At 71.9% G+C, this 8,519-nt stretch carries 2 protein-coding genes and 1 pseudogene; 2 read left to right on the top strand and 1 reads right to left on the bottom strand.

What is annotated here, in order from left to right; genetic code table 11:
* Positions 1-340 precede the first annotated feature (340 nt).
* A pseudogene (locus tag ACGFMP_RS30985) lies at positions 341-2,677 on the top strand (GH92 family glycosyl hydrolase); the annotation flags it as partial.
* A gap of 959 nt (positions 2,678-3,636) precedes the next feature.
* The gene (locus ACGFMP_RS30980; RefSeq protein ID WP_393676548.1) at positions 3,637-7,602 is read left to right on the top strand and encodes a GH92 family glycosyl hydrolase; all 3,966 of its coding nucleotides are present in this window, start codon (positions 3,637-3,639) and stop codon (positions 7,600-7,602) included.
* Between the two features lie 54 nt (positions 7,603-7,656).
* On the opposite strand, the gene ACGFMP_RS30975 is transcribed toward ACGFMP_RS30980, so the two are convergent.
* Positions 7,657-8,268, bottom strand: coding sequence for a GPP34 family phosphoprotein (locus tag ACGFMP_RS30975; RefSeq protein ID WP_393676547.1), 612 nt, complete (start codon positions 8,266-8,268; stop codon positions 7,657-7,659).
* Positions 8,269-8,519 lie beyond the last annotated feature (251 nt).

Here is an 8,519-nt window from a genome sequence, read left to right as displayed (position 1 = left end):
GGCCCCCCCGGGGCCCGCCCCCGCCCCCCCCCCCCCCGGCGGGGGGGGGGGCCCCCCGGCGCGGGGGGGGGCGCCCCCCCCCCCGGCCCGGGGGCCCGGCCCCGGCGGCGACAGGCAGTCAGGGCCGCTGCGACCTGCGGCCCCGACGCGCGCCGCCAACTCCCGCGCCCGCCTTCCCGGCTGACGAGTCGATATTGATTCGTCCTACATCATTGACGCTGCCGGGCGGGGCGTAACAGGATGCCTCACGGCTCAGTCGTATGTCCCGCATCTCGAGCCTCAGATGTGACAGGTGTACCTGATGCTCTGACAACGTTGTCACACACGGAGAGAGGAAGGTATGGCTCCCAGAACGCACCGCCTGCGCAGCGCCGCGGCAGCCGCGGCCACCGTGCTGCTCGCCGCGGGGGCGGCCCTGCTGCCGGCCCAGCCCGCAGGCGCCACGGCCGCCGGCGGCGACCTCACCCACCTGGTCGACTCCTTCATCGGCACCCAGAACGACGGCAACACCTACCCCGGCGCCGCGGTGCCCTTCGGCATGGTGCAGCTGTCGCCCGACACCGGGCACAACACCGGCTACGACTACGACCAGGACCACATCCTCGGCTTCAGCGCGGTCCACCTGTCGGGTGTCGGCTGCGGCCTCGGCGGCGACCTGCCCGTGCTGCCGACGACCGGCGCCATCACCGCCACCGACGACACCCGGTACGCGGCGCAGTTCAGCCACGCCGACGAGACCGCCTCGCCCGGCTACTACAAGGTCGCCCTCGGCACCGGCATCACCGCCGAGCTCAGCGCCACCGACCGCACCGGCTGGCAGCGCTACACCTTCCCGGCCACCGACCAGGCCAACGTGATGCTGAACTCCGGGCAGGCCCTGCACAAGGTCACCTCGAGCACCGTCCGGGTCGTCGACGACCGCACCGTCGTGACCGCGATCACCGGCAGCGGCTTCTGCCAGGACACCCGGCCGTACACGCTGTACACCGAGACCCGCTTCGACCGCCCGTTCACCGCCTTCGGCACCTGGAACGGCGCCGACGTCACCGACGGCAGCCGCGCCTCCACCTCCACCGGCCTCGGCGGCGCCTACGTCCGCTTCGACACCACCACGGACCGCAGCGTCACCGCCGTCACCACGCTGTCCTGGGTGGACGCCCGCGGCGCCGCGGCCAACCTCGCCGCCGAGGGCCGCGGCACCTTCGACGCCACCGCGGCCGCCGCCAAGCGGGCCTGGCAGGACCGGCTGTCCGGGATCCGCGTCCAGGGCGGCAGCGACGAGCAGCAGCGCACCTTCTACTCCTCGCTCTACCGCTCCTTCCTCGCACCGAACATCGGCAGCGACGTCGACGGCCGCTACACCGGCTGGGACGACAAGGTGCACTCCGGCGGCGGCTCGACGTACTACCAGAACTGGTCGCTGTGGGACACCTACCGCACCCAGCAGCAACTGCTCTCGCTGCTGGCGCCCGCCGAGTCCCGTGACATGGCGCTGTCCCTGCTCCGGGTCGCCCAGCAGAGCGGGAGCCTGCCGCGCTGGGGCTACGCCACCGTCGAGACGAACATCATGACCGGCGACCCGGTCACCCCTTTCCTGGTGGACGCCTACCGGCAGGGCCTGCTCAAGGGCCATGAGGAGGAGGCATACCAGGCGCTCAAGAAGCACGCCGACACCGTCCCGCCGGCGTCCTCGCCCGCGGCCGGGCGGCAGGCCGACGCCGAGTACCTGGCCGGCGGCTACGTGCCCTACGACCCGGCGCACCCGGGCAAGCCGGGTGACAACGACTTCCAGCACGGCCCCTCGGCGACGCTGGAGTACGCCCTCGCCGACGCCGCACTCGGCGGGATGGCCCGCGACCTCGGCCACACCGCCGACGCCCGGCGCTACCTGGCCAGGGGGCAGAACTACCGCAACATCCTCGACCCGCGCACCGGCTTCTTCCGCGCCCGCGACACCGACGGCGGCTTCGTCGGGCCCGCCGACCCGGCCGCGAGCACCGGCTTCCACGAGGGCACCTCGTGGCAGTACATGTGGCTGGTCCCGCAGGACGTGCCGGGCCTGGTCGGCCTGATCGGCGGCGCGGAGGCGGCCAACGCCCGGCTGGACTCCTTCTTCGCCTACGACCAGCTGGTCAAGGACCCCGCGGGCACCGCCCGCGACGTGTGGGTCAACGGCCCGTACTCGTACTACAACCAGGACAAGTACAACCCGCAGAACGAGCCCGACCTCAGCGCCCCCTACACCTACCTGTCGACCGGTCAGCCGTGGAAGACCACCGACGTGGTGCACGCCGCGCTGACCCTGTTCACCGACGCGCCCAACGGCGTCACCGGCAACGACGACCTCGGCACCATGTCGGCATGGCAGGTGCTCTCGGCGATCGGTGTCTACCCGATGGAGCCGGGCACCGACCTGTGGGGCCTGTCCACCCCGATCTTCAGCCGCGTCGACCTCACCCTCGACCGGCACTACTACCCGCACGGCCGGCTGACCGTCACCGCCCCCGGCAGCTCGGAGGCCGACCGCTACATCCGGTCAGCGCGGCTCGGCGGCCGCAAGCTGAGCCACACCTACATCACCACAGGCGACATCAGGGCGGGCAAGGACATCGCGCTCACCCTCGGCGACGCGCCCTCGGCGTGGGGCACCGCCCGCTCCGACGCGCCGCCCGCCCTCGACACCGCCGCGGACACCCAGCGACGCACCGCCGCCTCGGTGGCCCCGTCGCCGGTCGGCGTCCTCGGCGGCGGCACCGCGGCCGACGTGACCGTCTCCGCCGTCCTGACCGCACCGGGCGACGCCTCCGGCACCGTCACGGTGACCGCGCCCGCCCCGCTCACCGCGGACCCGCAGCACGGCAGCTTCACCGTCACCTCCGACACGCTGCCCGCCACCCACGAGGTGCCGGTGCACATCACCGCACCCGCGGGCACCCCCGACGGCACCTACCCGGTCACCGTCCGGGTCGCCCAGCTGCACGGACCCGCCGTCACCCGGACCGTGCAGGTGTCGGTGACGACGGCGACCTGCGAGGGCCCGACCGGCTCCTGCCCGCAGGACCTGTCGGCCCAGTACACGGTCGACGGAGTCGGCACCGCGGGCACCACCGGTGCGGACTTCGACGGCACGGGCACCAGCTTCCCCGCCGAGCAACTGCCCGCGCCCGGAACGGGCGTCCTGGACGGGCACGCCTACCGCTTCCCCGACACCACGGGCAGCGCGGCCAACTTCGCGCCCGCCCACGGCCAGAGCGTGCCGCTGGTGGCCCGCGGCTACTCGGCGCTCGACGTCCTGCTCACCGCCCACCACGGCGACGTCCGGTCCACCGCCACCGTCCACTACGCCGACGGCACCACCGCCGACGTCGCGCTCACCGCGTCCGACTGGGCGGCCGGTTCGCCGCGCCTCGGCGAGGACCGGGCGATCCACGCCGACAGCCGCTACAGCGCGCAGGGCGCACCGGACGGCGTCGCGGTCGACATCTGGCACCTGACCGTGCCGCTCGACAGCTCGAAGACCGCCGTCTCGCTCACCCTGCCCGACGACCCGCGCCTGTCGCTCTACGCGCTCAGCGGGCGCAACGCATGAGGCATTCCGAGCAGCAACCCGGAGCCGCAAGGAGAAAGGCAACACCCATGAGACGTGGCCCAATGCGCCGCACCCTCACCAAGACCGCGCTGGCAGGTGCGGTCTCGATGGCCCTGATCGTGCCCGTGTCCGCGCTCGCGCACGCGGACACCACCAAGCAGGGCGACGGCGCACCCGCCTTCACGACGTCATTCGAATCCGGTGACCCGCAGCCGACCTGGACCGACACCGCGGAGACCGACGCCAAGGGCGCCCCGGACGTCTCCGGCGTGACCGCGGGCACCCTGCCCGTGCTGCCCGGCAGCGTCAAGGACAAGATCGCCGAGGTCACGGCCAGTTCCGACAACCCGCCGAACGAGGTCGCCGGGAACACCGCGGACGAGGACGCCAACACCAAGTGGCTCACCTTCGCGAGCAGCGGCTGGGTGCAGTACAAGCTGTCCGAGGACGTGACGGTCAAGAAGTACGCGCTCACCTCCGCGAACGACTCCCCGGAGCGCGACCCGAAGGACTTCACCCTCCAGGGCTCCGCCGACGGCTCCGACTGGACCACCGTCGACAGCCGCAGCGGCGTGAAGTTCAGCGGCCGCTTCAAGAGCAACGTCTACGACGTCGCGAACCCCGCCGCGTTCCGCTACTACCGGCTGAACGTCACGGCCAACACCAGCGGCGACATCGTCCAGCTCGCCGACCTGATCCTGTCCGACGGCTCCGCCCCGCCGCCGCCGGTGTCGGGCATGACCAGCTCGGTCGGCGCCGGCCCCTCCTCGGGTCCGAACGTCAAGCCGAGTGTCGGCTTCAGCGGCCTCAAAGCGCTGGAGTACGCGGGCAGCCACACCCGGTCGGGCGCCGTGCACGCCTGGAACAAGCTCTACGACGTGCACATACCCGTGCACCGCGACACGCAGCTCTCGTACGACATCTTCCCGGAGCTGACCGGCGGTGACCTGAAGTACCCGAGCACCTACGCCTCGATCGACCTGCACTTCACCGACGGCAGCTACCTCAGCAGGCTGCGGACGCCGGCGCAGGACCAGAACGGCGTCACCCTCAGCCCGAACGGCCAGGGCGCGGGCAAGATCCTCTACGCCTCGCAGTGGAACGCCGTCGCCTCGGCCATCGGCAAGGTGGCCGCGGGCAAGACGATCGACCGCATCCTGCTCGGCTACGACGACCCGGCCGGCAGCGCGGAGGTGGGCGCGAACACCCAGTTCAAGGGGTGGATCGACGACCTCACCATCGGTGCGGCCCCGGCCCGCGACACCTCGGCGAGCTACGCCGAGCACGTCGACACCCGGCGCGGCACCAACGCCTCGGGCTCCTTCTCGCGCGGCAACAACCTGCCGCTGACGGCCGTCCCGAACGGCTTCAACTTCTTCACGCCGGTCACCGACGCGGGCTCGACCGGCTGGGAGTACAGCTACGCCGCACAGAACAACGCCGACAACCTGCCGACGCTGCAGGCGCTCGGCATCAGCCACGAGCCCAGCCCGTGGATGGGGGACCGCGACACCTTCCAGGTGATGCCGTCCGCGGCGTCCGGCACCCCGGACCTGAACCGCGGCAAGCGGGCGCTCGCCTTCGACCACAAGGACGAGGTGGCGCAGCCGAACTACTACGGGGTGACGTTCAAGAACGGCATCAAGGCCGAGATCGCGCCCACCGACCACGCCGCCGAATTCCGCTTCACCTTCCCCGGCGACAACGGTGACCTGCTGTTCGACAACGTCAACAACAACGGCGGCCTGACCTTCGACGCCGCCGCGGGCACCCTGGACGGCTACTCCGACGTCAACACCGGCGGCGGCGAGGCCGCGACGCGGATGTACGTGCACGGCGAGTTCGACCGGGCACCGGGCACGGCCACCAAGGTCACCGGGCAGGGCCGCGACAACGTCACCGGATACGCCCGGTTCGACACCTCGGGCGACAAGACGGTGACCATGCGGATCGCCACCTCGTTCATCGGCATCGACCAGGCGAAGAAGAACCTGGACCTGGAGATCCCCAAGGGCACCTCCTTCGACGCCGTCAAGGACAGCGCCGAGCACCAGTGGAACGCCAAGCTGGGCAAGGTCGAGGTCCAGGGCGCCAGTGACGACCAGCTCACCACGCTGTACTCGAACCTGTACCGGATGAACCTGTACCCCAACTCCGGTGCGGAGGACACCGGGACGGCAGCGGCGCCGGTCTACCGGTACGCCAGCCCCTTCTCCCCGGCCACCGGCGCCGGCACGCCCACCGAGACCGGCGCGAAGATCGTGGACGGCAAGGTCTACGTCAACAACGGCTTCTGGGACACCTACCGCAGCGAGTGGCCCGCCTACTCCCTGCTGGAGTCCAAGACCGCCGGTGAACTCGCCGACGGCTTCGTCCAGCAGTACAAGGACGGCGGCTGGACCGCCCGCTGGTCCTCGCCGGGCTACGCCGACCTGATGACCGGCACCAGCTCCGACGTGGCCTTCGCCGACGCCTTCGCCAAGGGCGTCGACAACTTCGACGCCAAGGCGGCCTACGAGGCGGCCGTGAAGAACGCCACCGTCTTCCCGACGGCCGGCGGCGTCGGCCGCAAGGGCCTGGACACCTCGGTGTTCGACGGCTACACCGACACCTCGGTGGACGGCAGCGTCTCCTGGACGCTGGACGGCTACATCAACGACTACGGCATCGGCATGATGGCCGCCAAGCTCGCCAAGGCCCCGCACACCTCCAAGGCCGACCGCGACCGCTACCAGGAGGAGTCGGCGTACTTCCTGGGACGTGCCCGGAACTACACCACGGTGTTCAACTCCGGCGTCGGCTTCTTCGAGGGCCGCAAGGCCGACGGCTCCTGGCGGGTCGCCGACAGCGCCTTCGACCCGCAGCAGTGGGGCAACGAGTACACCGAGACCAACGCCTGGAACTATGCCTTCACCGTCCCGCAGGACCCCGACGGCCTCGCTGCGCTCTACGGCGGCCAGAAGGGCCTGGAGAAGAAGCTCGACGCGTTCTTCGGCACCCAGGAGACCGCTGACGGCGACGCCGGCGGCTACGGCGGCACCATCCACGAGATGCTGGAGGCCAGGGACGTCCGGATGGGCGAGCTCGGCATGAGCAACCAGCCGTCGTTCGGCATCCCGTACATGTACGACTACGCGGGCGCCCCTGCCAAGACCCAGGCCGCCGTCCGGCAGATCCAGCAGCGGCTGTTCACCGGCAGCTCGATCGGCCAGGGCTTCCCCGGCGACGAGGACAACGGCGCCACCGCCACCTGGCAGATCTTCAGCGCGCTCGGCTTCTACCCGCTCCAGGTCGGCAACGACAACTACGTCATCGGCTCCCCGCTGTTCACCAAGGCCACCGTCCACCTGGACAACGGCCGCAGCATCGTCGTCAACGCGCCGGACAACAGCGGCAAGAACATCTACGTGCAGTCGCTGAAGGTCAACGGCAAGCCGTGGAACAAGGTGTACCTGACGCAAAGCCAACTGGAGTCGGGCGCACGGCTGGACTTCACCATGGGCGCCAAGCCGTCCGCGTGGGGCTCGGGCAAGGACGCGCTCCCGCCGTCGCTCACCAAGGCAGGCGAGACGCCGCAGCCGCTGGCCGACCTGACCGGTCCCGGCCAGGGCACCGCGACGGCCGGCGACGGCACCGACGTGGCCGCGCTCTTCGACAACACCTCGAAGACCGCGGTCACCTTCCCGGCCGCCGACCCGACGGTGCAGTACACCTTCACCGGTGACACCGCACGGAAGTCCGGGCCGAAGGCCACCTTCTACACGCTCACCTCGGGCAGCACCGCCGCCGCCCAGGACCCGAGGAGCTGGCAGCTCCAGGGCTCAGGCGACGGCAAGCACTGGAAGACCCTCGACACCAGGTCGGACCAGGTCTTCACCGACCGGCTGCAGACCCGGCCGTTCGAGATCGCCCACCCCGGCTCGTACACCTCGTACCGGCTGGTGGTGACCGCAGGCAACGGCGACCAGGACACGACCTCGCTGGCGGAGGTGGAACTGCTGGCCCAGGGCTGACCCGCGCACCGCGCCGGGCCCCGCCGCCGTATCCGGGTGGCGGGGCTGGGCGCGTCATCCGCCCGGCCCCCGCCAGATGTTGTCGAAGGCCGCCTGCTCGATGCTCCGCCGCTGGCGTACCGCGTCCAGCTCCACCACCGCGTCGCTGACCGTCGCGACCACCGTCACGACCCCCTCGTCGGTGACGGCAGGCGGTTCGCCGTCCGGCTCCGCCCGGATGCCGAGCGCGCCCGCGAGGACGCCGAGGACCGGCTCGCCGGAGGACCACCGCTCGGTGGCGTGGCGGCGGGCGGGGGTGTCGGCGAGCTCCGCGGGCCCCGGCCGGCCGGGAAGCAGCCGCCGGTGCTGCCGCGTGATGTCGCCCGCGGACTCCATGGCCTCCAGATACGCCGTCGACAGCGCGCGGCCCCTGCGCCACAGCCAGTCCTCGACCGACTCGTACGGCCGCTGCCGCACCAGCGCCGCCGCGGCTTCCGCCAGCAGCCGGTCTCCCGGTGCCTGCCCGGCACCCGGCACGATCAGGTCGCCGTCCAGCGTGAGCAGGCCGCCGTCGAGCAGGTCGAGCAGCTCGGCGCCCGCGAGGGCGAGCGACAGGTCGCCCGACTCCACCGGGCGGCTGGACTCCACGTCCATGGCGACGATCAGCAGGTCCTGCGGTGTGGTCATGAGCGGCTCCACCTCGGCGGCGTCGGCGGGCGGTGACACGTCCTGCCGGGTGCGGCCGGGACGCGCACGTGCTCGCGGTACACGATCGACGGTAGCGCGCCGTGGCAGCGGGGCGGCGGCGCCGGTCCTGCGAGGACCCGCCGGCGTGCGGTCTGCCGGGGCCCCGCCCGCCCCGGCCCGTGTGGCCGCCGCGGCCGGGTCGGGCGGCGTGCTTGCGCCATCCGTGCCACCACCTGGGCGTTTTACGCGCC

It is taken from the genome of Streptomyces sp. NPDC049040 (genome assembly GCF_043197715.1).
In the GTDB taxonomy this organism is placed as follows: Bacteria; Actinomycetota; Actinomycetes; order Streptomycetales; family Streptomycetaceae; genus Actinacidiphila.
The sequence above is the reverse complement of the archived record's forward strand: the minus strand, read 5'-3'. Positions and strand labels throughout refer to the sequence as shown.